Source organism: Streptomyces sp. NPDC096339 (genome assembly GCF_044762985.1).
In the GTDB taxonomy this organism is placed as follows: Bacteria; Actinomycetota; Actinomycetes; order Streptomycetales; family Streptomycetaceae; genus Streptomyces.
This window is the reverse complement of the sequence record NZ_JBIWFI010000009.1, coordinates 147,567-171,140: the sequence shown is the minus strand read 5'-3', so window position 1 is coordinate 171,140 and position 23,574 is coordinate 147,567. Positions and strand designations below refer to the sequence as shown.

The 23,574-nt window shown below is 70.1% G+C and carries 19 protein-coding genes and 1 pseudogene; 10 read left to right on the top strand and 10 right to left on the bottom strand.

Annotated features, from left to right (window positions below; translation table 11 throughout):
- Window positions 1-2: 2 nt before the first annotated feature.
- From ACIQ5Y_RS15435 to ACIQ5Y_RS15425, 3 genes and pseudogenes are all read right to left on the bottom strand, one after another.
- Window positions 3-89 (bottom strand): annotated as a pseudogene (locus ACIQ5Y_RS15435) (DUF6207 family protein); the annotation flags it as partial.
- A 58-nt stretch (window positions 90-147) separates the two neighbouring features.
- On the bottom strand, window positions 148-1,266 hold the full coding sequence (locus ACIQ5Y_RS15430; RefSeq protein ID WP_403879917.1) for a fatty acid desaturase family protein: 1,119 nt from the start codon (window positions 1,264-1,266) through the stop codon (window positions 148-150).
- A 7-nt stretch (window positions 1,267-1,273) separates the two neighbouring features.
- Window positions 1,274-2,329, bottom strand: a complete 1,056-nt coding sequence (locus tag ACIQ5Y_RS15425; RefSeq protein WP_403879915.1) for a ferredoxin reductase — start codon at window positions 2,327-2,329, stop codon at window positions 1,274-1,276.
- 87 nt (window positions 2,330-2,416) lie between these two features.
- Between ACIQ5Y_RS15425 and ACIQ5Y_RS15420 the strand changes: the two genes are divergently transcribed.
- The gene (locus tag ACIQ5Y_RS15420) at window positions 2,417-3,556 is read left to right on the top strand and encodes a PucR family transcriptional regulator (RefSeq protein ID WP_403879914.1); all 1,140 of its coding nucleotides are present in this window, start codon (window positions 2,417-2,419) and stop codon (window positions 3,554-3,556) included.
- Between the two features lie 161 nt (window positions 3,557-3,717).
- On the opposite strand, the gene ACIQ5Y_RS15415 is transcribed toward ACIQ5Y_RS15420, so the two are convergent.
- Complete coding sequence (locus ACIQ5Y_RS15415; RefSeq protein ID WP_403879912.1) at window positions 3,718-4,242, bottom strand: peptidylprolyl isomerase; 525 nt, start codon at window positions 4,240-4,242, stop codon at window positions 3,718-3,720.
- 778 nt (window positions 4,243-5,020) lie between these two features.
- Here ACIQ5Y_RS15415 and ACIQ5Y_RS15410 point away from each other — a divergent pair.
- The 4 genes from ACIQ5Y_RS15410 (at window position 5,021) to ACIQ5Y_RS15395 (ending at window position 10,661) form a co-directional block, all read left to right on the top strand.
- Window positions 5,021-5,689 (top strand): lysophospholipid acyltransferase family protein, encoded by a 669-nt coding sequence (locus ACIQ5Y_RS15410; protein WP_403879910.1) that lies wholly within the window; start codon window positions 5,021-5,023, stop codon window positions 5,687-5,689.
- Window positions 5,690-6,594: 905 nt separating this feature from the next.
- Window positions 6,595-8,112, top strand: coding sequence for an alpha/beta hydrolase (locus ACIQ5Y_RS15405; RefSeq protein ID WP_403879908.1), 1,518 nt, complete (start codon window positions 6,595-6,597; stop codon window positions 8,110-8,112).
- A gap of 234 nt (window positions 8,113-8,346) precedes the next feature.
- Window positions 8,347-9,954 carry a phospholipase gene (locus tag ACIQ5Y_RS15400; RefSeq protein WP_403879906.1) on the top strand — a complete coding sequence of 536 codons (1,608 nt, stop codon included), beginning with the start codon at window positions 8,347-8,349 and terminating at the stop codon, window positions 9,952-9,954.
- Window positions 9,955-10,199: 245 nt separating this feature from the next.
- Complete coding sequence (locus tag ACIQ5Y_RS15395; protein WP_403879904.1) at window positions 10,200-10,661, top strand: DUF5990 family protein; 462 nt, start codon at window positions 10,200-10,202, stop codon at window positions 10,659-10,661.
- A 285-nt stretch (window positions 10,662-10,946) separates the two neighbouring features.
- Here the strand turns inward: ACIQ5Y_RS15395 and ACIQ5Y_RS15390 are convergent, their stop codons facing one another.
- The gene (locus ACIQ5Y_RS15390) at window positions 10,947-11,606 is read right to left on the bottom strand and encodes a DUF1326 domain-containing protein (RefSeq protein WP_403879902.1); all 660 of its coding nucleotides are present in this window, start codon (window positions 11,604-11,606) and stop codon (window positions 10,947-10,949) included.
- A gap of 509 nt (window positions 11,607-12,115) precedes the next feature.
- Window positions 12,116-12,739, bottom strand: a complete 624-nt coding sequence (locus ACIQ5Y_RS15385; protein ID WP_403879900.1) for a C39 family peptidase — start codon at window positions 12,737-12,739, stop codon at window positions 12,116-12,118.
- Window positions 12,740-13,286: 547 nt separating this feature from the next.
- On the opposite strand from ACIQ5Y_RS15385, the gene ACIQ5Y_RS15380 reads away from it, so the two are divergent.
- Window positions 13,287-14,174 (top strand): HAD family hydrolase, encoded by an 888-nt coding sequence (locus ACIQ5Y_RS15380; protein WP_403879898.1) that lies wholly within the window; start codon window positions 13,287-13,289, stop codon window positions 14,172-14,174.
- A 12-nt stretch (window positions 14,175-14,186) separates the two neighbouring features.
- Window positions 14,187-14,831 (top strand): hypothetical protein, encoded by a 645-nt coding sequence (locus ACIQ5Y_RS15375; RefSeq protein WP_403879896.1) that lies wholly within the window; start codon window positions 14,187-14,189, stop codon window positions 14,829-14,831.
- Window positions 14,832-14,951: 120 nt separating this feature from the next.
- On the opposite strand, the gene ACIQ5Y_RS15370 is transcribed toward ACIQ5Y_RS15375, so the two are convergent.
- The 3 genes from ACIQ5Y_RS15370 to ACIQ5Y_RS15360 are packed head-to-tail and all read right to left on the bottom strand — an operon-like array spanning window position 14,952 to window position 17,447.
- Window positions 14,952-15,089, bottom strand: coding sequence for a hypothetical protein (locus tag ACIQ5Y_RS15370; RefSeq protein ID WP_403879894.1), 138 nt, complete (start codon window positions 15,087-15,089; stop codon window positions 14,952-14,954).
- Between the two features lie 7 nt (window positions 15,090-15,096).
- Window positions 15,097-16,110 (bottom strand): aminotransferase class I/II-fold pyridoxal phosphate-dependent enzyme, encoded by a 1,014-nt coding sequence (locus ACIQ5Y_RS15365; protein WP_403879892.1) that lies wholly within the window; start codon window positions 16,108-16,110, stop codon window positions 15,097-15,099.
- Window positions 16,107-17,447, bottom strand: a complete 1,341-nt coding sequence (locus ACIQ5Y_RS15360) for a radical SAM protein (RefSeq protein ID WP_403879890.1) — start codon at window positions 17,445-17,447, stop codon at window positions 16,107-16,109. The genes ACIQ5Y_RS15365 and ACIQ5Y_RS15360 overlap by 4 nt, the downstream gene beginning before the upstream one ends.
- Before the next feature lie 203 nt (window positions 17,448-17,650).
- On the opposite strand from ACIQ5Y_RS15360, the gene ACIQ5Y_RS15355 reads away from it, so the two are divergent.
- The 3 genes from ACIQ5Y_RS15355 (at window position 17,651) to ACIQ5Y_RS15345 (ending at window position 22,270) form a co-directional block, all read left to right on the top strand.
- Window positions 17,651-18,181, top strand: coding sequence for a hypothetical protein (locus ACIQ5Y_RS15355; RefSeq protein ID WP_403879888.1), 531 nt, complete (start codon window positions 17,651-17,653; stop codon window positions 18,179-18,181).
- A gap of 713 nt (window positions 18,182-18,894) precedes the next feature.
- Window positions 18,895-19,068: a hypothetical protein gene (locus tag ACIQ5Y_RS15350; RefSeq protein WP_403879886.1), complete on the top strand. Its 174-nt coding sequence runs from the start codon at window positions 18,895-18,897 to the stop codon at window positions 19,066-19,068.
- Between the two features lie 280 nt (window positions 19,069-19,348).
- Window positions 19,349-22,270 (top strand): hypothetical protein, encoded by a 2,922-nt coding sequence (locus tag ACIQ5Y_RS15345; protein WP_403879884.1) that lies wholly within the window; start codon window positions 19,349-19,351, stop codon window positions 22,268-22,270.
- A gap of 138 nt (window positions 22,271-22,408) precedes the next feature.
- On the opposite strand, the gene ACIQ5Y_RS15340 is transcribed toward ACIQ5Y_RS15345, so the two are convergent.
- Complete coding sequence (locus ACIQ5Y_RS15340; protein WP_403879882.1) at window positions 22,409-23,347, bottom strand: amidohydrolase family protein; 939 nt, start codon at window positions 23,345-23,347, stop codon at window positions 22,409-22,411.
- Window positions 23,348-23,574: the final 227 nt, after the last annotated feature.

Below are 23,574 nucleotides of genomic sequence, written 5' to 3'. Positions count from 1 at the left end.
ACGTCCAGGCTGCGCAGCCGGACACGGGGCCGCCCCGGATCCCGTGTCGTACGGTCTGGTATCGCGGCCGCCCACCGTCCGCAACGGATCCCACCGAACCAGGCAGTGCCGCTGGTACGGACGAAGCGGGCGACCCGGTACCGGGAGTCAGGCCGCGACGAGCTCCTTCTCGCGGTCCGGCCTCGTGACCTTGGGCTTCTTGTTCGGCAGCGAGAGCCGGAAGACCTTGCGCCACGCGGAGAACACCTGCTTGGGCAGCGGCCCGGTGACGTACTCCAGCTCGTACTTCTCGAACAGCGCGCGCACCTTCACCGCGACCTCGGCGTACCGGTTGCTCGGCAGGTCCGGGAACAGGTGGTGCTCGATCTGGTGCGACAGGTTGCCGGTCATGAAGTGCATGGCCTTGCTGCCGCTGATGTTCGCCGAGCCCATCATCTGGCGCAGGTACCACTGGCCGCGTGTCTCGCCCTTGATCGACCGGCGCTCGAAGACCTGCACGCCCTCGGGGAAGTGCCCGCACATGATCACCGAGTGGGACCAGATGTTGCGGACCAGGTTCGCGGTGAACGTGGCGGCGAGCGTGGTGAGGAACGACGGGCCCGAAAGGAGCGGGTGGATCACGTAGTCCTTGAGCACCTGCTTGCGGATCTTGCGGCCCACGGCCCTGGCCCGCGCGCGGAACTCAGGGTCCTTGCGGCGGCGCTTGTGCAGGTTCTTGCCGAGTTCCAGGTCGTAGGCGGCGATGCCGTACTCGAAGAAGCAGGCGTTGATGAAGTTCCACAGAGGCTGGCCGAGGTGGAACGGGTGCCACTTCTGGTCCTCGTCGACGCGCATGATGCCGTAGCCGAGGTCGTTGTCCTTGCCGATCACGTTGGTGTACGTGTGGTGGAGCTCGTTGTGCGAGTGCTTCCACTGGTCGGACGGCGAGACGTGATCCCACTCCCAGGTGGTGGAGTGGATCTTCGGGTCCCGCATCCAGTCCCACTGGCCGTGCAGGATGTTGTGGCCGATCTCCATGTTGTCCATGATCTTCGCCACGGACAGCCCGGCGGTGCCGATGAGCCACGCGGGCGGGAAGAACGAGAACAGCAGGACACCCCTGCTGACCAGCTCGAGCTTGCGCTGCGCCGAGATGACCTTGCGGATGTAGGCGGCGTCCTTCTCACCGCGACTCGCGATCACCTCGTCGCGGATCGCGTCCAGCTCGCGGCCGAGCTCCTCGATCTGCTCCGCGGTCAGGTGGGCGGTGGGGTCGATGGCGGTCAAGGTGGTCCTACCGTTCGAGTTCGCAGGGGCCCGCCGCGGCGGACACACAGGTCTGGATGAGGACGCCCGGCCCGGCCTCGGTGATCTCGCCGGTGCGCAGGTCGCGGACGGCGCCCGCCGTGAGCGGCGTGACGCAGCCGAAGCAGATGCCCATGCGGCACCCGGACGGCATGAGCACGCCTGCCTCCTCGCCGATGTCCAGCAACGGCGTGGCGCCGTCCGCGTCGACGGTCTTGTCGGTGGCGGCGAACGTGACCTCGCCTCCGTCGCCGGTGACGACGACGCCGGGACGGAAGCGTTCGGTGTGCAGGCGCTCCGGGATGCCGTGCTCGGTCCAGTGGTCCTCGGCGGCGTCGAGCAGGCCCGCGGGCCCGCACGCCCAGGTCTCACGCTCGGCCCAGTCGGGAACGAGTTCGCCCAGACGCGCGATGTCGAGCATGCCGTCCGTGTCGGTGTGCAGCTCGGTCAGACGCAGCTTCTCGGCCGCGGCCAGGTCGTGCAGGTCGTTGCGGAAGATCACGTCGTGCGGCTGCGGTGCGGAGTGGACCATGACGGCGTCGTCGAACCCGACGTCGCGCAGCATGCCCATCACCGGCGTGATGCCGCTGCCGGCCGTCAGGAAGAGCACCTTGGCGGGCTTGGCCTCCGGCTGCACGAAGTCGCCGGTCGCCTGGTCGAGCTGGATCAGCGTGCCCGGTTGCGCCCTGCGGACCAGGTGGTTGCTGACCTTGCCGTCCGGGATGGCCTTCACGGTGATCGAGATCCTGCCGTCCCGGCGGTTCGTCGGCGAGGTGAGCGAGTAGGCGCGCCACAGGCGCACCCCGTCGACGTCGACCCCGATCCGCACGTACTGACCGGCGGCATGGCCGCGCCAGCCCCGTCCCGGCCTGATCACGATGGTCGCGGCGTCACCCGTCTCGGGGTGCACGGCCTCGATGCGCCCCCGCAGGTCGCCGCCCGCACGCAGCGGGCTGACCAGGTCGAGGTAGTCCGACGGCAGCAGCGGCGTCGTGAGCATCTCCAGCAGTTTCCACGCCCTACTGCGGAGGGCTGCACTCGTCATGACCCCAGCTTGATGTGCTTCGGGGGGTAAAGTCCTGTCCGCAGGACGTGAATCTGATCAGTTGAATTGTTCGCAAGGAACAAAAACGTGAGCCATGCAGTGCGGAGGGCCGGCGAACTGGTCCTGGATGAGACGACGGTCACCGCGCTTCGGGCCGCGCTGAGGACCACCGCCGACGAGGTCGTCCAGGCGATCATCGACGAGGTCCCGTCCTACGCCAACGCCCTTTCGGGCCGGATGGGCGCCACCATCCGCCGGGCCGTCCGCACCGCCCTGGGCCTCTACCTCGACCTCGCGAGCGGGAAGGCCACGGGCCGCGACGCCGGCGACGCGGCCTACGAACTGGGCCGCGGCGAGGTTCGCGACGGCCGTTCGATGGACGCCCTGCTCAGCGCCTACCGGGTCGGCGCCCGCGTGGCCTGGCGAGGCCTGGCGGCAGGTGCCGTACCGGCGGGTCTGCCCGCCGCCCAGGTCGCCAAGTTCGCCGAGCTGACCTTCGCCTACATCGACGAGCTCTCCGCCGCGAGCGCCGCGGGCCACGCCGACGAACTGGCCGCGCGGGGTCGGGCCCACGAGCGCCACCTGGAACAACTGGCCCGCGACCTCCTCTCCGGCGCGAGCCCGGACGTGCTCCTCGCCGCTGCCGGGCGGGCCGGGTGGCAGCCGCCGGTTTCGCTGACCGCCGTCCTGCTGCCCGCCGCCCAGGCCCGGCCGGCCTACCGCGCGCTCGACCCGGGCACCCTCGTCCTCGACGACCTGCCGGACGGCTCCGGCGTGCTGCTCGTCCCCGATGCCGACCGGGCACACCTGCTGAGGCAGCTGCCCGACCGCACCGCCGTGGTCGGCCCGGCCCGGCCGTGGACGCGTGCGTCCGCCTCGTACGAACGAGCCGCACGCGCGCGCTCCCTCTCCTGCGACATCCGCGACACCGAGGAGCACCTGCCCGAGCTGGTACTGAGCGCCGACGCGGACGCGTTCGCCGACCTGCGTGCCCGAGCCCTCGCACCGTTGCGGGCCTTGCCGGCCGCGACCGCGCAGCGGCTCGAGGAGACGTTGCGGGCGTGGCTGCTGCACCAGGGCAGGCGGGACGAGGCGGCGGCGGCACTGTTCGTCCACCCCCAGACCGTCCGGTACCGGATGTCGCAGCTGCGGGAGCTGTTTCCGGATCTCGCATCGCCACACCGGGTCCTCGAACTGACGCTGGCGGTCGGTCTCCGGGTCAGCTGACGCGTACTTCCACCGTCCACGACCGAGTCCGCGAGCGGTCCAGGCGACGGGGTGATTCCTCTGTCACGGGGCGGCCTTCGTGCGGGTGGCGCACCGGCACGAAACCGAGAGATCGCAGGTAGGCGGCGCGGCCGCGGTATCGGCGCGGCCGTCGCGGTGCGTCAATGCCGGCAGGACGGCCGGATGCGTAGCAGCTCGGTCCGCAGGACGGGTGTGCCGTCGACCGGAGCCGGGTTCTCCGCGGTCGGCTCGATGCCTCCGGCGGCGATTTCGTCGAGTGTTGCCAGGCCGTCGGGGCCGACCGTGCCGAACACCGTGTAGTTCGGTCGCAGCGCGGAGTCGCCGTAGACGACGAAGAACTGTGAGCCGTTCGTGTCCGGCCCGGCGTTGGCCATCGCCAGCAGGCCGCGCCCGTACAGTCGGCGCGTGCCGGTGGGATCGGTCGGTGCGGGTGGCAGATCCACCGGCAGCTCGTCCTTGTACTTGTACCCGGGTCCGCCCTCACCGGTACCGGTCGGGTCGCCGCACTGCAGGACCTTCAGCGTCGGATACGCCGTCAGACGGTGGCACACCGTGCGGTCGTAGAACCCGTGCCGTGCCAGGTGCAGGAAGCTCTGGACCGTGCACGGCGCCTTGGCCTGGTCCAAACGCAGCGGGAGCGGGCCCTGGCTGGTCGCGACAGCCATGTCGACCGTGCCATGGCTGGGGGTTCGCCGTGGGTCAGGCGGAAGCGGAACAGGACGCGCGGGCGGCTCGTCCGGGGTCTGTGTGTACTGGCACGGACCGTGCGTGGTGCGCGGCGGAGCGCCGTCGGAAGCGGCGGCGGCACTTCCCCCGGACACGACTAACGTCACGGCCGCGAATGCGCTGATCAGTACTCGGTTCATCTTGCGCGCCCTCCTGATGATCGCCAGGTTTTGGAGCGGTCGCAGTCTAGGGCGTGGTCTGGTCGGCGGGAATGGCAGCGACAGGAGGCCGGCGAGTGCCACGGCCGGGACTTCTGCGGCGAGCTCGATCAGCGCGGTCTTGCGAGCCGGGCGGGCACGGATGCCGATCGGTTCGTGACCACGCCTTGTGGGACATGGGGATCTGACGAACAGCCAGTGGCTCCGGTCTGCGGTAGGCCCGGCCGTGGGCGAGGCGGTAGACGCTTTGACCGTGTTCCTGATCGAGCCTCAGGTAGGGGGCGGCGTCGCGGAGGAGGTCGCGGATGCCGTCGGCGGACCTGAGCGGCGGCCAACTCCTCGCCCGGGCACCGACGAGGTGCCCTTGGACGCCCGCCACACACTTACCCCCGCGGCCGGCGACACGTTTCTCGCCCGCCCCCATGGGCCGGCCTGGGTGATTTCACCCCCAGTGCAGCGCCCGGGATGAGTACAAGCCCCGAGTACGGCGACTCAGGCGGTCCGGGGCCGCCGGCGAAGACGATGGAAGCCGGACCGTCGGACCGGGAGGACCCGTTTCATGCTCAGCACCATCTCGGACACCCTGCTGCCCGCCTTCGGGCGGCTGTCGGTGACCTGCGACACCGATGCCGGGACCGCCTTCCGACCCGGCAGCATCATCGCCCCGAACCACACGTCGCTCGCCGATCCCGCCGTCGTGCTCGCCGCCCTGCGGAGGCTCGGCGTTGAACCGGTGGTGATGGCGGCCGCCGGTCTGTGGCGGGTGCCGGTACTCGGGCGGGCTCTGGCGCGTGGCGGGCACATCCCCGTCTTCCGCGGGGACCCGCGGGCCGCGGGGGCACTCGACACGGCCGCGGAGACCCTCGGACAGGGCCGGCTGGTGCTCATCTACGCGGAGGGCGGACTGCCGCGGCGCGGTGACGCGGCCGAGGCCGCCCCCGAGGCCTTCCGCAGCGGCCTCGCCCGCCTCTCCGAGAGGACCGGTGCGCCGGTCGTCCCGGTGGGCCAGGCCGGTGCGCGCCGCATCACGTCCGGGAGCGTGGCCAAGCAGCTCGCGGGGGTGGCCACCGCACCGCTGCGGCGCCCCGGCCTGCACGTGCACGTGGGCGCACCGGTCCTGCTGAGTGGAGACCACCGCGAACGTACGGCCCGGGCCCGGACCGCGGTGACCCGCGCGTGGCGGACCGCGGCCGCGCACCTCGACGAGCAGGCCGCACTCACCGGCTGACCCTCGCCAGGGTGGGCACCGGCACCTACCCCGCAGCGGCGCCGGAGCGGCACAGCAGTACTGCCCGCTCGGGTACCAACCGGCCTGAGAGAGCGCCCCGGCGGGCACGCGGCGTGGCTCATACTCCGCGGCCGAACGGCAGTACCGCGCGGCGATGGTGGCCGGTGCGCCGGGCACGTACCGGCGTGGACACGCCCTGACCGTGGTCAACCTCGCGAATTCGGTCGTAGCCCAGCGCCGCCGTGAGGTTGCTGCGCGAGCACGGCGGCGCGGACATCGTGCTGGTCCTGGACGACGACGGGCTGCTGCCGCGGACCGACTCGCTGCGGCTCGTACGGGAAGCCTTCGCCTAAACCCGCAGCTCGGGGTGGTGAGCTTCCGGATCGTCGACGAGGAGGGCCACACCCGGCGCCGCCACGTACCCCGCCCAGGCGGCACCGATCCACCCTCTCCGGGGCGGTCACGACGTTCCTCGGGGGCGCGCACGCCACCCGGATGAGCGTGATCGACCAGGCCGGGGAGTTCCCGGCGAGATGACCGGACGCGCCAACCGCCGTAGGAGCCGACGGAATCGGGTGGGACGGCTGGAGTTGGGCTCCTGGTCATCCTGCCAGTGGGACGAGCGCGGCGGCTCCCCCATATGGGGGAGAGCGAACCCACCGACGGGGGAGGTCGCGGGGCCCCCTCCACTGCCAAGGTGGCTACGTCATCAGCATCGACGGCCATGACCTCGCGAAGGACCGCGGTGGCATCCGGGTGGCGGAACGGCTCACCGTCACCGTGCGGCCCGCCCCGGGACACGACCCCGGCACCGAGTTTCCCGGCGCGGGCCAGGCCCCCCGATGGTGACCTGACGCGCAAGCTCGTGCCGCACGGCCCACCGCAGAGACCACGCAACCACGCGGATGCCACAGCCGGCCGTCAACACCTCTACCTCGGAGACAACGATGAAACGACTCGCCGTGCTATTGGGCGTGCTTTCGCTCAGCGCGACGTGCCTCGCCGTCGCCGGTCCGGCGTCAGCGACCACACTCTCCTGGAATCCATGTGCCCAGCCAGACGGCCCTGCCGACCAGCAGTGCGCTGATCTGTCCGTCCCCATGGACTACCGGAAGCCGGACGGCGCCCGCCTCACCCTGCGCGTCACGCGTCTGGTCAGCGACCGGCCGGCCGCCCGGCGCGGCACCCTGCTGGTCGTCCCGGGCGGTCCGGGCGGATCCGGCGTCGATGCGCTCGCCTCCACAGGACCGGCGATGCGCAAGGCCCTGGACGGTGCATACGATCTGGTCAGCCTCGACCCGCGCGGGGTGGGTGGCTCCACGGGAGTCGGCTGCGGGCTGAGCGCGGACGACCGGGACGTGATGAACCTCCGCAGTTGGCCTGGTCCCGGTGGCGACATCAGCGACAGCGTCGCCCGCGCCCATCGCATCGCAGACGCCTGCGCCCGCAACGGCGGTGCCGTGGTGCGCAGTTACTCCACGGCGAACGAGGTCCGCGACATCGAGCGCCTCCGCCAGGCCCTCGGTACCGCGAAGCTGTCGATGTACGGGGTGTCGTACGGCACGTATGTAACCGCCGTCTACGCGCAGGAGTACCCCGAGCACACCGAACGGGTGGTGCTCGACAGCACCGGCGATCCCGACCCGGCGCGAGTGGAACGCGGTTGGCTCGCCAACACGGCGGCAGGCGCCGACGAGCGGTTCCCCGACTTCGCCCGCTGGGCCGCCGACCCCGCCCGCGACCGCGACGGGCTACGGCTGGCCCAACGCGATAGTGAGGTGCGGCCGTTGGTGCTGTCCCTTGCCGACCGACTGGACCGCACGCCCCGCGCGACCACCACGCCGCACAAGCCGCTCACCGGCAACATCCTTCGCCAGGCCGTCCAGCAGGCGCTCAGCTACAGCGACGCGGACTTCCCCTGGCTGGCCCAACTGATCAAGGCGGCCGAAGACCCCAACGCCACGCTTGCCCTGCCGCCCGGATACGCCACGCCGATGCCGGACCGCGACGCCGCCGTGTTCACGGCGACGCAATGCAATGACGTGAGCTGGCCCCACGATGTTCGCGGCTACGCCCACGCCGTGGCCACCGACCGCATCCGGTACCCGCTCACCGCGGGACAGCCGGTGAACATCACCCCCTGCGCCTTCTGGCACACCGAGCCGACCGACAAGCCGGTCCGCATATCCTCGGACGGGCCGTCCAACATCCTGATGCTCCAGAACCTCCGGGACCCGGTCACGCCGTACTTCGGTGCCCTGCGCATGCGGGCCGCCCTCGGCGACCGAGCCCGCCTGGTCACCGTCGACCGCGGCGGCCATGGCTCCTACCACGCCGACGGCAAGGCCTGCGGCGACCGGGCGGTGACGGGGTTCCTCCTGACCGGGCACCGCCCGCCGGCCGATCCATGGTGCACGGCGTAGCTGCGACCCGGGCAGGGGCCCTCGCGAGCCGACCTGCTCGGGGCGTCAGCCCAGTGCCGCCGCCCCGCGGCCGTGGCCGCCTGCGACCTCCGGGGGGCCGCGCCCGCGTGGCCGGAACTCGACCGGAGCCGGTGAACGGGTGGCTACCAACTGGTAACTTCCTGGAGTTGATCAAGGTCGGAGCCGTGGTCGGCCACGCTCCCGACCAGAGCCACCCCCAGTCAAGGAACCACATTGGCACGCACCGTCCGCACGACGGCTCTCGTCTCCACTTCGGCCCTCGCACTCGGCTTCTCCCTCTTCGCCGCCACCGCCCCCGCGGCCGCGGCCGACGCACCCACACCGCACCTCGACTCGGTCGAGCAGACCCTGCGTCAGGTCTCGCCCGGCCTCCAGGGGTCGGTCTGGGAACGCACTTCGGGCAACCGCCTCGGCTCTTCCACGCCCGGGGGCGCCGACTGGCTGCTCCAGACCCCCGGTTGCTGGGGCGACGACAGGTGTTCAGACCGGCCCGGATCGCGCCGTCTCCTGGAGAAGATGCGCCAGGACATCGCCGACGCCCGCCAGACGGTGGACATATCGACGCTGGCGCCGTTCCCCAACGGCGGCTACCAGGAGGCGATCGTCGCGGGCCTGCGGGAATCCGCCCAGAAGGGCAACTCGCTGAAGGTGCGCATCATGGTCGGCGCCGCACCCATATACCACTCCACGGTGATCCCGTCGGCCTACCGGGACGAACTGCTCGCGAAGCTGGGCCCGGCCGCCGCCGGCAGCATCACCCTCAACGTGGCCTCGATGACGACTTCGAAGACCGCGTTCTCCTGGAACCACTCCAAGCTGGTCGTGGTGGACGGCAGTTCGGTGATCACCGGCGGCATCAACAGCTGGAAGGACGACTACCTGGAGACCACCCACCCGGTGAGCGATGTGGACCTCGCGCTGTCCGGGCCCGCGGCGGGCTCCGCGGGGCGTTACCTGGACTCCCTGTGGGACTGGACCTGCCGCAACAAGAACAACTGGAACTCCGTCTGGTTCGCCGCCTCGTCCGGCGCGGACTGCATGCCCACCCTGCCCCGGCCGGCTGCCCCGGGGGGCGGGGGGAACGTGCCCGCGCTCGCCGTCGGCGGTCTCGGCGTGGGCATCCGCCAGAACGACCCCACCTCCTCCTTCCGCCCGGTCCTGCCCACCGCAGGCGACACCAAGTGCGGGATCGGGCTGCACGACAACACCAACGCCGACCGGGACTACGACACCGTCAACCCGGAGGAGAGCGCCCTGCGAGCCCTGGTCTCCAGCGCGACCTCGCACATCGAGATCTCCCAGCAGGATGTCCATGCCACCTGCCCGCCGCTGCCCCGCTACGACGTACGCCTGTACGACGCCCTCGCCGCGAAGCTCGTCTCCGGCGTGAAGGTCCGCATCGTCGTGAGCGACCCGGCGAACCGCGGGACGATCGGCAGCGGCGGGTACTCGCAGATCAAGTCCCTCTCCGAGGTGAGCGACGCCCTGCGCGGCCGGCTGACGTCCCTGACCGGTGACAGCGCGCGGGCGCGTACGGCGCTGTGCGAGAACCTCCAACTGGCCACCTTCCGCGCCTCGGACCGGCCGACCTGGGCGGATGGCAAGCCGTACGCCCAGCACCACAAGCTGGTCGCGGTCGACGGATCGGCCTTCTACATCGGCTCGAAGAACCTCTACCCGTCCTGGCTGCAGGACTTCGGGTACGTCGTCGAGAGCCCGGCCGCAGCCGCACAGCTGAAGAGCGACCTGCTGGACCCGCAGTGGCGCTACTCGCAGACCACCGCGACGTACGACTACGCCCGCGGCCTCTGCCAGGCCTGACGACCCCACCCGCCGGGGGAGTCCGGCCCGCACGGCGGTGCCGCTACGGAGCACTTCGTGGCGGCACCGCACGAAGGAGTGGACGGCGGGTGCCACCACGCCGACGGGAAGTCCACGTCACCAGCGGTCCCCGAGGCGGCGGTTGTCACCGCAGCGAGCAAGACCGTGCCTCCGTCCCCGGACAGGCAACGCCACGGGTTCCCGATCACACCGCTCTGATCCGAGCCGGATGGCAGAGTGGTTCCATGCAGATCCGGATCGAGGGATTCGACTTGCCGGGCCGTACCTGCGCGGCAGGCCCGGGCTTTCCCGGGTACGGCGACATTCACGTCGCCGTCCAGCCGTGCGCGCGGGGCGGGCAGCCGCTGGAAGCCCGTCCCGGCGATGCCGGATCGGCGGTCTGGACCCTGGAGTGCACCGCGCGCCGGGGCGCCGAGGGCGTCGACGTGACGGGTCCGTGGATCCAGGGCCGTCCCGGACAGCGGTTCGTCTACCTCTCGTGGAGCGGAGTCGACAGCGCCGGCGTCCACACCATGTTCCGCCGTGCGAAGCTCATGCTCGACGCCGTCGACCCTTCGGTGGCCGACCAGGCGGTGGACAGCGGGCTGCTGGTCGCCCGTCTCGGCCTGACCGATGCCCATGGCCGGCCCCTGTGCGCCGCTGTCCGTCCACCGGTCGTGACCTGGTCCGCCGGGGCCGCGGACTGACGGCCTCGGGCCCGGTGGGCGTACAGGTTCCGTAGGCGGGAGACCTCCGCTCCGTGGTGGATCATCTCGCGGTTGATGTGCAGACACCCGGGCGTAGGCGGCGTCGAGCTGCTCCAACGCCTCTGCCGCAGTGCCCGGATACGCGTACGTCATGCAGTCCACGGGCGGTCCGCCGAAGTGCGAGGGGCTGCGCGCCCCCAGCACGCCGTGGAGGACGTGGCACAGGCGCCAGGCGATCGTCGTGACCGGCGAGCCGGGCGCGACTCAATGGACATCGGGTGGATGTCAGGAAGGGCCGCTCCAGTCGAACGGGAAATGCTTGCTCGACCGCCCGGCACGATCCCAGCTGAAGCCGAAGGCATCCGCGCGGTCGGCCGTGGACCGTCCCCAGGTGGCTGTCTGGCCGGGGCCCACCTCGGAGCCGGGGGAGTTGTGGACTTGGACCCGCATGCCTTCCGGCGTGGTCGGCCCGGTGAGCGCTTCTGCGCTCGCCCGCACCCGGCCCGGGATCTCGGCGGTCCAGGTGGCGAGGTCGTCGTCGACGTTCACCTCGATGGGGGCGAATTCCATCCCGCGGATCTCGGGATGGAACATCTCGCCGAACTCTGCGGGCCAGCCGCCCGCCTGCCCGCCGAAGATCGCTCCCAGCGCGGCCCGCTGCCGCTCGTCGGCCCGTTCGTCGAGGAAGATGCCGGCGTATGGGTCCGTGTGCTCGCCGGTCCACGGGTTGCCCGTGAAGGAGCCGAGCATGACGACGCTCAGTCCGTCGAGGCGCACGTCGCCGTAGTTGCCTTCGCGTATCCGCCAGGCCATGATGCCCTCGCAGTCGCCGGAGGTGGGAGGCTGGGCGAACGTGCAGGGGCACGGGATGGTGCACTTGCAGGTGTCGAACCAGTCACCGGCGAGGTGCCAGCGGATGTCTGTGGTCGCGGCTTGTTCAGTCATCGTGCTTCATTTCCCTCCTGCCGACGCCCCGCAGGAGCCGGCCGGTGCCACGAGACCGTTGTCCTGAGTCCACTCCCGGAATCGCGAGAGGCCTCTATCCCAGCGTGCCGCCCCGGGGCACGGAGGGGAAGGCCGGCCTGCGCCCTGCCTCGATACGCTCTGTCACCATCGGCCGGCTGATGCTTGACTGCGAAGGCATTGAGAGCGGGTCTGAAGCCATCCTGACCTGCTGGTTTGCGGATCAGGAGGGCTTTCTCCGGGACCACGATGGCGGGGGCGTCTACCGGGCGATCCGCGAGCACGGCGACCGGCCCCGGCTTCTACGGCCTGGGCAACGAAGTCGCGCCCGTCGAGCGTCTTGCCGTTGAGGCAGCGGACCAGGCTGCCAGGGGCGATGTCGAGGGAGTCGAAGACGAGTGGGCCGCTGGTCAGCCGCTCGGCGTCATCGGCTCCGGTGAGGCGGCGGCCGGAGACGGGCGCGGCGTCGCGAAGGCGGGATCACGAGGCTCCTACTGTGCGCGGCCCAGGACGACGCCCCGGCCGGCGAAGAACCGGGGCAGGTCGGACCGCGGGACCTGATGGAACTCCTGGGAGTGCCCGGGGAACCCGGACGGGTTGTGGATCGTGATGTGGTCGGGGCCGGAGCCCACGGCGAGCACCAGGTGCCCGCCGCGCTCCGCCGGCTCCGGGTCGAGCGTGCGGATGGTCTTGTGCACCGACAGCAGCACCAGACGCCCGCGGGAGAGTTCGGTGTCCACCTGCTCCACGGACAGCTGGGGCTTGGCCTCGGCGAACAGGTCCCAGCGAGAGGCCACCCATGCGGCGAACGGGGCGTAGATCAGCCCTTGGACCTGATCGCCGTCGCGTACGTACGCCCCAGCGGCCAGCGCCTCACGGACCAGCGGAACCGACGCGGGCACACGATGCCCGAAGTAGCCGAGCGCCATCCGCAGGCATGCCATGCCGCACATGCGGGGTGCCCAGAAGGCGTACTCCTCGGCCGAGTCGGCACCAGAGGACTCCCACAGCGGATCGTCGGCCGCCGAAGAGGCACCCGAGATGAAGTCGGGCACCAGGGCGGCGGACTCCCACTGCGCGAAGTAGGGGACGTGATGGGACGTGGCAACAGTCATGTGCCCACTCTGCCGCCGTCAAGGCACGTACGAGAACTTGGTGACCGCCGTGTCCAGGACGTGCTCGATCAGCTGCACAAGAAGGCCGCGGACGCATGGATCGAGGGCCGCTCCGCCATGACCAGGACCAGCTCGCCGATGCTCTGGCGCATTGCGGCCGGAACCGGCCCCAAGGCGCACTGCCGGATGCCCACACGGCCGTACGGGGTCGGGCACCTGCTGGGATCACAAACACGGCACTCCACTCCCGCTTCGACCTCGGCGCGCGGGGCCTCCTCGCTGCTGATCCTGATGGCGGAGTCCGGCACTGGAAGCCGGGGAACACGAGGACACGAGGACACGAGGACACGAGGACACGAGGACACGAGGCAATGCTTCAAGCCGTGCATGGCCGCCCATGGAACTCCGGCCCCGTATCCCCTTTCCGCTTAGGTGCCTCAAACATGCCCATACAGTGGCATTCCTTTGAGAATGAGTTACAACTGTGCAATATCGCTTGGGGCTGCCGTATCCGCCGGTGGCGTGATCGCCGAGCCGAGGAGGGCCCATGACCGAGAAGGTGCTGGCGAGCTGGAAGGACGGCCCCACCAAGCGAGCGGTATTGGACTTCGTCCGCTCAGCCACCACGCCGGGGGCGGCGTTCATCGAGGTGGCCGACCGGATCGCCACCTTCGACAACGACGGCACCCTGTGGGTCGAGCAGCCGCTGCCTCCGCAATTCGACTTCGTGTTCCGCACGTGGGAGGAGGAGGTGAAGGCCGACCCGCAGCTCGCCGGCCGGCAGCCGTACAAGGCGCTGATCGAGCGTGACCAGGGGTTCTTCCAGGGCCTGGCGACCCAGGAGCCGCAGGTGGTGTCGACGCTGCTGGAAGCGTTCGCCCGCTCGTGGGCCGGCACGACGCCGCAGGACTTCGACGCGCAGGTGCGGGAGTGGATGAGCACGGTGAGGCAGCCGAAGCTCGGCCGTCCCTACGTCGAGCTGGTCTACCGGCCGATGCTGGAGCTGTTCGACCTCCTCCACACGCACGAGTTCCGGGTGTTCGTGTGCTCGGGCGGCGGCCGCGACTTCATGCGGGTCTTCGCGGAGGAGACCTGGGGGATCCCCAAGGAGAACGTCATCGGCTCGGCAGCCGCGTACACCTACGCCGACGGCAGGCTCGTCCGCTCCCGCGAGCTGCTCGGCGACCTGGACCTGGGGGCGGGCAAACCCGAGCACATCTTCGCCCACACCGGACGGCTGCCCGTCCTGGCCGGCGGCAACGCCGACGTGGACATCGAGATGCTCGCCAGCGCCCGCTTCGCTCTGCTCGTCAACCACGACGACGAACAGCGCGAGTTCGCCTACACGACGGGCGCCGAGACCTCTCTCGCGAAGGCCGCCGAACTCGGCTGGACCGTCGTGAGCATGAAGAACGACTGGACCACCCTGTTCTGACCAGGAGACCCCGTGAGCGCCCTGACCGCCATCGACATCCTCGTCAACCCGGACGAGAACACCCTCCGCCACGCCCGCGCCTGGAACGCCCGGATGCGCGAGAGCGTCCCGGGCGGCTTCGCGCTGGACGCCTCCCACCAGCCGCACATCACCACACTCCAGCGCTACGTGCGCACCGCCGAGCTGGACGAGGTCTACGCCGCCATCGGCGACACCCTGACCGCAACCGACACCGGAGCGCTCTCCTACCGGGCGGTCGCGATCAAGCACGCCGACTGGGGCGTGCCCGGTCAGGGCCTCGCGGGAATCCTCCTTCAGCCCAGCGAGCAGGTGCTCGACTTCCAAGCCGCCCTCCTGGCCGCCGTCATCCCCTTCACCGAGTCCGGCGGCACGGCCGCGGCGTTCGTCACCGATCCGGGCGAGGACATCAGCCAGAGCACCCGCGACTGGGTCGAGCACTACGTGCCCGCCCAGATCGGGCCCGGGACCTACACGGCCCATGTCACCGTCGGCTTCGCCACCCTCGACGACCTCGACACCATCGAGGCCGAGCCGTTCGACGCCTTCGACGTCCACCCCGCCGCAGTCGCCGTCTACCAGCTCGGCAACAGCGGAGCCGCCCGCGAACTCCTCAAGACCTGGACCATCTCTCACTAACGGTGGCCCGGGCCCTACGAGGACTCAGGGGAGCACCAGATGCATGCCGTCGAGTCCGTACGCCGTCCCGGCCGTCCGCCGGGGGCCTGCCGGCTGAGGTCCGGATGGGCTTTCTGCCCGTCAGGCCGCGATCGTCTCCTTCATCGAGCAGGCCGCCGCCTGTACGGGTGAGCGGCCCGGCACGGTGGCCAGGGTGACCGGCACCACCGTGCGGCAGGCACACCGGCCTGGAACCTCTCCGGACGGGCCGGCGTTCATGTTCGGATCACCCTGTCGCCGCCGTCGTTCCGAAAGCGTCAGAAAGGGTGGTCAGGATGGAGCCTGACCAACCGCTCTCCCCGAACACGCCGGCCGGCATGGCGAGCACGCCGTACTCGCGCTGGAGCGTTTCCACAGGGAGTTCAACCGGGAAGAAGTAGTTGCCGGGACAAGTCCGGCTCGCCGTGGGAATCGCCGCGAGCACTTCCTCCGGCAACCGTTCGAACAGCCGCTCAGCCCGTGCGTCCAGTTCGTCGACGACCTGCCGGGGCACGTCGCTGTGCTCGGTCAGCAGATGGTCGGCGAGCCTCAGCTGTGCCGATGTCGGCGGATCCGCCCGGAACGCTTCGGCCAATTCGGCTTGCGCCGGACCCAGCAGGACCACGCCGAACGTGCGTGGCCACAGCCATCCCTTGGTGACGGAATGCAGCAGGACCGCACGACCGGTGTCCAGCAATCGCCGAGTGCCGGCAGCGAAAGGGGCTCCCAGGTCGTAGACGCCGTCGATCAGCAGCCGGCGGCTCGGTGATTCCCGCAACCACGAAATCACCGCGGCGCACTCGGCATCGGACAGGTATCGGCCGAGCGGCTTGCTGGGGTTGGCGAGCAGCAGGTATTCGGGCCGGTGGTCCGCCGGCGACATGGGCAGGGCAGGCGTCGGTAGCGTCGGGTAGGACGCGGGCGCCAGACCCGCAGCGCGGGCCAGCTCGAAGTACACCGGGTACACGTCACCGGGCAGCCACAACCGCGCTCGCACGGCGCGCAGCCGGCGGAACACCACACCGAGCCCGTGCCGGACCCCTCGACAGACCATGGCGTGGCCGGACCACTCTTCCGGCAGCTCGAAGCGCCGCAGCCAGGTACGGGCGAGATCGCACCGGTGCACCGTACTCATGTCGGTCGGCGGTTCCGGCCGCAGCGGAGCAAGCGCCCGGTACACGTTCGTCTCGGAGGCGTCCAGAAGCGAGGAGGAAGCGCTGAGTTGCCGCTGCCGGAATTCCTGGAACTCGTCGAACCTCATGCCACTGCACCTTCCGGCATGATCTCGCTGGCCCGGTCTTCCAGGGACGCGTAGCAGCGTCCGTCGGCCATGACGTTCCAGCTGCGTGCGATCCCGCTGGTGCGTTCCCAAAGCAGGCTGGGTTCGGTGTAAGCGGCGATCCGCATCGGCCGTCCGTCCCAGCTGCCGTGGTAGACCGGCGCACCCCAGGGCAGACGGCTCGCCAGTTCGAAGCCGTGCTGCTCGGCGAACCGGGTGACGACGGACAGCGAAACCTGGTGCTCTCGGCTCCAGACGTTGGCGGCGCGGTCGAAGTAGAGCGACTCGGTGCTGGTGGAGACGTAGAGCTCTTTGAAGCAGACTTCCTCGACACCGAGAGCCGCGGCCCACGAAAGGTAGTCGGCGACGCCGGTCGCGTCGGCCACGCCGCCGTGCTGGAGCACGCAGATCAGCCGCATCCGCAGCCCCGGCCAGCGGTGACGTTCCAGGCGCCAGGTGTCGATCACGGACGTCACCGGCGTGCGCAGCATCATCAGCCGTTCGCTGACGGCGTCGTCCTGATGGTGCCGGGAGACCGCCAGCACGCTCAAGCCTGCGGCGCCGAGGGCTGCCAGTCGGCCGGCCCGGTCGGCGTGCCGGCCCTTCGCCAGGGTGTGCGCGTTGGTGATCAGGACGACCTTCGGGAAGGCCATCGAGCAGGCGGACACCAGCCGTAGTTGCTGTTCGAACGGTATGAGTGTGGGCTCCCCGCCGCCCGTGATCACTGCACGCTCGGCACCTGCCGCACGGGCGCGCTCCAGCCAGTGGGTGACCGCGTCCCACGGAACCCGTGCCGGCGCCTGGTCGCTGGAGATCGAAGCCGAGGAGAAGCAGAACGAACACCGGGCTTGGCAGGCGGAGGCGACCGGCAGAAGCGAGACCGAGCGCGGTCGAGTGTCGGCGTAGCGACGCCGGGCCGATCCGTGCAGGTGCAGGGAGGCCGCCATCGCATCCTCGACGGTCGTCGAGCGCAGAGTGAACTCGTCGCCCACCTGGTCGAGTTCGTGGACGGCTGACAACCGGATGCGCGCCTCGTGCAGTTCCATGCCGAGGCCGGTCGACACGTTGGGCACCAGCTTGTCGACGTCCACCTCGGTTTCCAGCACCAGCAGCCGGTCGCCCGGAATGGCCAGGCGTTCCAGCAGGCCTCGCGCCTTGCCGATGCCGATTCCCAACTCCGCACGGGTCAGCAGGTGGAACCGGTCGGGATAGGTGCTCTCCGGAATCTCCGCCTTGCCGTAAGCGAACGCGTACTTGTCGAAACCCCTCGCGAAGTTCGACAGCACGATGACGTGGAAGCGCTGGTAGCCATGGTCCATCCCGTCATCATGCATGAACGGGCCCATACGACATCGGCCGAACTGCAGGTGGAACGCTGCGGCCCAAACTTCGACCACCTTGACACCGCCCGGACAGTTGGGGACTTGGGCACGCTCGGGGATCCGGGCTGTTCGTGTCCCTCGTCGGTGGCGGTTTCAAGGCGCGGCCGTGTCGTCCTCACCGCTTTCGCCATTGACCGGGCATGAACACCTTCAAGCGCGCGGCGGTGGCCGCGCTGACGGTGGCGGCGGTGGCGGCACCGGCCGCGCCCGCCGCCACGGCCGCGCCGGTCTACCAGTGCTCGTCCAGTAGTCAGGACATCGACGACGCCGGCTATGACGGGCCATGGCCGGACAACTGGAAGATCACGATCAGGACGTGCGCGGCGAGGTCCGGGAACACGGTCTATGCCTACGCCGAAGCGAACTGGGATGGGACGAGGTTTCGCGAGGTGGACGATCCAACGATCTTCGACGGGGCCAAGCTGCGGCTACAGATCAAGTTGTCCCGTGACGGCACCGATCCCGTGGTGATCGAGAGGGATTTCACCGAGATCGAGCGTCGGCTGGAGGACAGCACGTCTGGCGGGAACTATGACGGGCGCTACCGCACGCCGACGATCAGTCACCGGGCCGGGAGTGGTGCCCTGGCCGATTCGGTGCTGTTCCTGGACTGGCACGGCGACGGCCGCGGCTACGGGCGCCACGACTACACGGGCTCGCCCACCGTCTGACCCGGCCCGCACCGCTGCTGATGCTCCGTCGGTGTCCGGGCCAGGAGATGCCGTATCCGTTCCGGGGTGGCGGGGGGTGCAGTGTTTGCCGATGTCCCGGCGGAGCCCGGCATGGAGGCGGGCCGGGGGGCCGGCCGTTGCCGATCCCGCGCTTGATCGGGTATGCGGGTGGTTCCTTGCGCGGCAGCCCGTGGACGGCGAGCGATTCGCGTTCCTCGGCGAAGAGTCGGGCAGTGTCGGCCTGCGTGGTGCGGACGAACGTCAAGGTCGTGTCGATGCCCTCGATCTCGCCGAGCCACTGCTCTGGCCCCCGCCGACGAGGTTCGCGCCCGCACGCGCGGCCTGACCGGGCTCCGCGAATCGGCCGCAGGCCACGCCGGTTCGGGGCCGGGAACGAGGAGTTAGGGTGACGCGCATGGAATACGAACGCTCCACGGGGCCGACGGGCTTCCGGTAGCCCGCCGGGAGATTCCCGGCGGTGCTCCGAACGGAGCCCCGTGACACGTACCGCCCACCACTTCCGCCATGCGCAACACCAGGAGCCGCCCGCCGAACCACCAAAGTCCGTCTGGTATTCCGTCGTTCTCCACGACCTCCGGTTCAGTGCGCGCACCCTTGCCGATGCGGCACGGGAATCCGGAAAGGCACAACCCCGCCCGGTCCGACGCACGGTGGCCATCCATTCCTTCCCCCGGTACCAGCAAGACCGGTCCGTGGCGGTGTCCTCCACCACCGAGGAACGCCGGGCGCGGCAGCGGCTGCGTGCCCAAGTCGGGCTGCTCCTACGGCTGGTGAACTCCCCCGGAGAGGGACTCGCCGTCGAGGCCGCGGACGGCGTGGACGTACCTCCCGCGCGCCACCGGCGCAGCTCGCTCTGGCACGCGTAGTGCACGCGGACCGGCCGCGCCCGCTCGCCGGTGCGCGGCCGGTGCGCGGCCGGTGCGCGGCCGGTGCGTGGCCGGTCGTCGCCGGTCGCGATGATCGCGCCTTCGCATCGGTCGACCATCCGATGATCCTCGGGCTGTGGCCGCCCGGTCGAGCGCACTTGCAAAGCGGTGGCGGCAGGCAAGCGTGTTGCCTGATCCGGATCCGCTGGTTAGTGCAAACATCGAGCAAACATCCGCTCCTCTATTGATCCGGCCGTGAGGCCTTGAGGAGGACCATCCAATGTCAAGGGTCGGTCGGTGCGCGCGTCTCTTCGCCGCACTTCTGCTGATGCTCGTGGGCTCGGCCGCCGTAGGCGCCACTTCCGCCCACGCCGCGACCGAGCAAATCACCGTGAGCCTCTACCGGGTCGTCGAAATCTCCTGTGACGAGGGAGACGGCGAGGCGTGTGGGAACGACTACTACCCGAAATTCGAGATCGACCATCAGGGTCTGTTCGACGGGAAGGACGACTACTGCTGCGCCCACGGGGCCGACTTCAGGACCAACTGGGTCCGGGCGGCGACCGTGGACACCAGTCACAACCCCGTCGACATCCACATGGAGCTGTGGGACCAGGACGACCTGAGCGCCGACGACCCCATCCGGTGGGTCGGTTCGAGCAACTCCCTCGACCTCGAATTCGACCTGATGAACTGCACGTTCACCGGCGGCGGTCTGACCAGTCAACAGGGAGCCGGGGTCCCCACCCTGGCCGGTGAGAGCGAGGGCACGGGGAAGGATACGGCCCGGGGCTACTTCACGATCACCACACCATCGTGCGTGAACCTGGCGAACAGCGTGGACAGCGACGGCGACAGCCTCATGAACACCTGGGAGGTTCCGGGCAGGGGCTACGACTTCGACAACGACGGGAACGTGGACCTGCCCCTGGGGGACCAGCCCTACGGGGCCGTCCCCTACCGCAAGGACCTCTTCGTCGAAGCGGACTACATGGCGGCGGACAAGCCGCAGGCCGGTGCCCTCGACGACGTGGTCAAGGCATTCGCAGCCGCGCCGGTCGACCCGTACCCCGACCCGTCGGACGTGACGAAGACCAAGTTCCGGGGCGTCAACCTCCATGCGATGGAGGGCGAAGCCGTCCCGACCGTGGTCCCTCTCCGGTTCCAGACCCCGGGCCCCGGCATGCAGGACGACTTCAACGACCTCAAGAGCGGCAATCCGGCCGGCCCCTGCAACGGGTTCTTCGGCACGGCGGCCGACCGGTCCAGCCCGAACTGCGCGAACATCCTGGGCGCCAAGCGCTCGGTCTTCCGCTACATGATCTTCGGCAACAGCTACACCGAGTCTCCCGGATCCTCGGGCAGTTCGGAATGGAACGAGGTCGGTCCCCAGGGCGGCAACGACTTCATCGTGACGGTCGGTTCCTGGGGCGCCACGGCACTCGACAACGTCGGCGGACGCAGGAAGGCCGAAGGCGCCACCTTCATGCACGAGCTCGGACACACATTGAGCCTCGGACACGGCGGTGACGACTACACCAACTGCAAGCCCAATTACCTCAGCGTCATGAACTACACCCTGCAGTTCGAGGACAACGACTCCGCACGCGCCCTGGACTACTCCAGCACGGCCAGGGGCACGGCCCTCGGCACGACCCCCGGTACGGTCCTGAACGAGGCGAGCCTCAACGAGAACAACGGTGTGTACGGGACGCCCGCACCCGCCCGCAACACCGTCTACGGGGTCGGCGGAAAGCTCCGCGTCGCCCTGGCCACGAACGGTTCCGTCGACTGGAACGAGGCCAACACCGGCACGGAGACCAACGCCGCTGCCGACATCAACTACATCCAGTCCATCGGTCCCATGGACAAGTACGGATGCAGCGCGACCAGCGCCGGCCAGACCCACGACGGTTTCGACGACTGGGCTCACATCCAGTACAACCCCCGCCTCAACGCGGCCTTCTTCGCCGACGGGGCGCGTCCGAACCTGCCGCCGGAGCTGACCGAGGAAACCGTCCTCGCGATGTCCCAGAAGGCCGACCTGAAGATCGCCAAGTCCGCCGACGAAGCCGATGCCACCGGCGGCGACACGGTGCACTACACGACCACCGTGACCGACCTCGGCCCCGGTACCGCCACCCGCATCCACGTGGACGACACCCTGCCCGACGGCAGCACCCAGCAGCGCTCGCTCGCCGACCTGGCCAACGGCGCCACCGCCACGGTCACGCCGGCCTTCACCTATCTCGTACCGTGCAACACGGCCGACGGCACGGTCCTCACCAACCGCGCCACGGTCACCGGCACCGACACCGACGGTGTGCCCGACCCGTACACGGACGACAACACGGCACGGGCGACCACCACCGTGCACGCCCCGGTCCTGACCGTGGACAAGGCCGCCACGGCCACCGTCAACGCCGGCCAGGCCATCACGTACACCCTCACCTACGCGAACACGGGGAGCGGCGCCGCATCCGGCGTCACCCTCACCGACACCCTGCCGGCGGGTGTCTACTACAGCCAGGCCCTCGATCTCGGCACCGGGCCCAGGCCGAGTTCCGTGACCCTCAACAGCGACGGCACCCGGACCCTGGTTTGGAACGTCGGCAGCCTCCCGGCCCACTCCGGCGACCGGCAGATCGTCTTCACCGCGAGGCCGACGCTCCTGGCCCTGGCCGGTACCACGTACACCGACACCGTTTCCGTCGGCTACAAGAACGCCGGCGGGGCGTGCACCTTCGCACCCGTCACGGACTCCGCCACCACCACCATCACCGTGACGCCGCCCAGCCGCGACCCGCTCTCCCAGGGCTTCTGGAGGAACCACCCGGAGCTGTGGACCGCCGAGTTGCTGGCCCGCGCACAGGCCACTGACCAGCGGTACGACACCGACCGGAGCGGGGCCTTGTCCGCAGCCGAGGTCACCGCGGCCTTCGGCGACAGCACCGCACCCAAGAGCGTGCTGGGCAAGCAGCTGATCGCCGTCTACTTCAACCTCGCCGCCCGGCGCATCAACGCCGGAACGGCCATCCTCTCGCGGAACACCCAGTCACTGGGCCTGTACAACGTCCGCGATGCCGTGATCTACGCACAGGACACGCTGCTCCTCCCGGTGAACTCCGGCACCGCGCAGCGCTACAGCAGGATCATCGGAGTGCTGGACGACATCAACGCCAACAGGATCGAGCAGTACTGACGGCTGTCCCAAAGCCTTTCGTACGCTCCGAGGCCCCGCTCCAGCGCACTCCCGCGCCGGGCGCGGGGCCTCGCCGCGCAGCGCGGGCCGTCGAGGACACGGCGGTGCCTCGGCAGACGGCAGAGGCCCTGGCCCGGATCAGGATCGTGCGAGCCGGGGGAAGAGGTACTCGGCATTGCCCCGGTTGATCGAGTGGAGCTGCCCGTCCTCCCAACGCGGGTAGCCGTCCAGCCCGTCGTCGAAGCTGCCGCACCACTCCTCGGGCACCATCGGGAAGTCGCTGCCGTACAGGACGTGTCCGGGCTCGGCGAAGGCGAGGAGCGAGGGCAGCGACGCAGGGCCCGCGCAGAACGCGGTATCGAAGTAGAAGCGGCGCAGCTCGGCGAGCAGGTCCTCGGGAGCGGCGCCGGGTCGCAGGTGGGCGGCGGCCGCGAAGCGGTGGGCGGCGTACGGAAGAAAGCCGCCCGCGTGGGGCAGGATCATCTTCAGCCCCGGGTACCTGCCCGGGACACCGGCGACGGCCAGGTGCAGGGCGGTGCGGGCGGTGTCGTACGGGAAGTCCACCAGCGGGCTGGGCAGGCCCGGGACCATCGCACCCGGCGGCGCGGTGGGGTGGACGAGGACCACCGCGGCGCGTGCGTCCAGCTCGGCCCACAGCGGCTCGAACGCCGGGTCTCCGAGGTAGCGCCCGTTGGCGTTGGACAGGGTCATCACCCCGTCGGCACCCAGCTCGTCCAAGGCGTGCACGGCCTCGGCGATTGCTCCGTCCACGTCCGGCAAGGGGAGCACCGCGAAGTTGCCGAACCGGTCGGGCCGGTCCTTCACCAACTCCGCGGTGAACTCGTTCACGTCCCGGGCCGCGGCACGGGCCCCCTTGATGTCGTCAGGAGCCCCCAGCGGAGCGGCGTACGAGAGGATGCCGGTGGCGATCGAGCGGCGGTCCATCATCGCGATCGCACCTTGCCGGTCCCATGCGGGCACCGGCCATCCGAGGGAAGCGGCGCGGTCGGCGATCGCACGGCTCCGGTCTGGCGGGATCACGTGCTGATGGACGTCGATGCGCGCGTGTTCGGTCATGGCGCTCCTCGTTTCCTGCCGTTGACCTCCGGGGCAGCCGATGCACGTTGGACGAGAACGCGGAGGGCCGACCGCGGTCCATCAGACTTCACGGACGCTGACGTCCGCCGGCGCACGCGCACACCGCGACAGCCGGTCCACCCGTGCGGCCCAGGCGGCCCGCGCCTTCGCCGACTCGGACCGGGGTGCGAGGCTGCCCGGCCCCGGCCTCGGACGGGGACGTTCTC

What these genes read in the sequence shown, in the direction of transcription:
- ACIQ5Y_RS15345 (WP_403879884.1), top strand. Translation starts at nt 19,349, where the DNA reads ATGTCAAGGGTCGGTCGGTGCGCGCGTCTCTTCGCCGCACTTCTGCTG.
- ACIQ5Y_RS15395 (WP_403879904.1), top strand. Translation starts at nt 10,200, where the DNA reads ATGCAGATCCGGATCGAGGGATTCGACTTGCCGGGCCGTACCTGCGCG.
- ACIQ5Y_RS15425 (WP_403879915.1), bottom strand. Translation starts at nt 2,329, where the DNA reads ATGACGAGTGCAGCCCTCCGCAGTAGGGCGTGGAAACTGCTGGAGATG.
- ACIQ5Y_RS15360 (WP_403879890.1), bottom strand. Translation starts at nt 17,447, where the DNA reads ATGGACCATGGCTACCAGCGCTTCCACGTCATCGTGCTGTCGAACTTC.
- ACIQ5Y_RS15370 (WP_403879894.1), bottom strand. Translation starts at nt 15,089, where the DNA reads ATGAACGCCGGCCCGTCCGGAGAGGTTCCAGGCCGGTGTGCCTGCCGC.
- ACIQ5Y_RS15405 (WP_403879908.1), top strand. Translation starts at nt 6,595, where the DNA reads ATGCCACAGCCGGCCGTCAACACCTCTACCTCGGAGACAACGATGAAA.
- ACIQ5Y_RS15355 (WP_403879888.1), top strand. Translation starts at nt 17,651, where the DNA reads ATGAACACCTTCAAGCGCGCGGCGGTGGCCGCGCTGACGGTGGCGGCG.
- ACIQ5Y_RS15380 (WP_403879898.1), top strand. Translation starts at nt 13,287, where the DNA reads ATGACCGAGAAGGTGCTGGCGAGCTGGAAGGACGGCCCCACCAAGCGA.
- ACIQ5Y_RS15385 (WP_403879900.1), bottom strand. Translation starts at nt 12,739, where the DNA reads ATGACTGTTGCCACGTCCCATCACGTCCCCTACTTCGCGCAGTGGGAG.
- ACIQ5Y_RS15390 (WP_403879902.1), bottom strand. Translation starts at nt 11,606, where the DNA reads ATGACTGAACAAGCCGCGACCACAGACATCCGCTGGCACCTCGCCGGT.
- ACIQ5Y_RS15340 (WP_403879882.1), bottom strand. Translation starts at nt 23,347, where the DNA reads ATGACCGAACACGCGCGCATCGACGTCCATCAGCACGTGATCCCGCCA.
- ACIQ5Y_RS15415 (WP_403879912.1), bottom strand. Translation starts at nt 4,242, where the DNA reads ATGGCTGTCGCGACCAGCCAGGGCCCGCTCCCGCTGCGTTTGGACCAG.
- ACIQ5Y_RS15365 (WP_403879892.1), bottom strand. Translation starts at nt 16,110, where the DNA reads ATGAGGTTCGACGAGTTCCAGGAATTCCGGCAGCGGCAACTCAGCGCT.
- ACIQ5Y_RS15410 (WP_403879910.1), top strand. Translation starts at nt 5,021, where the DNA reads ATGCTCAGCACCATCTCGGACACCCTGCTGCCCGCCTTCGGGCGGCTG.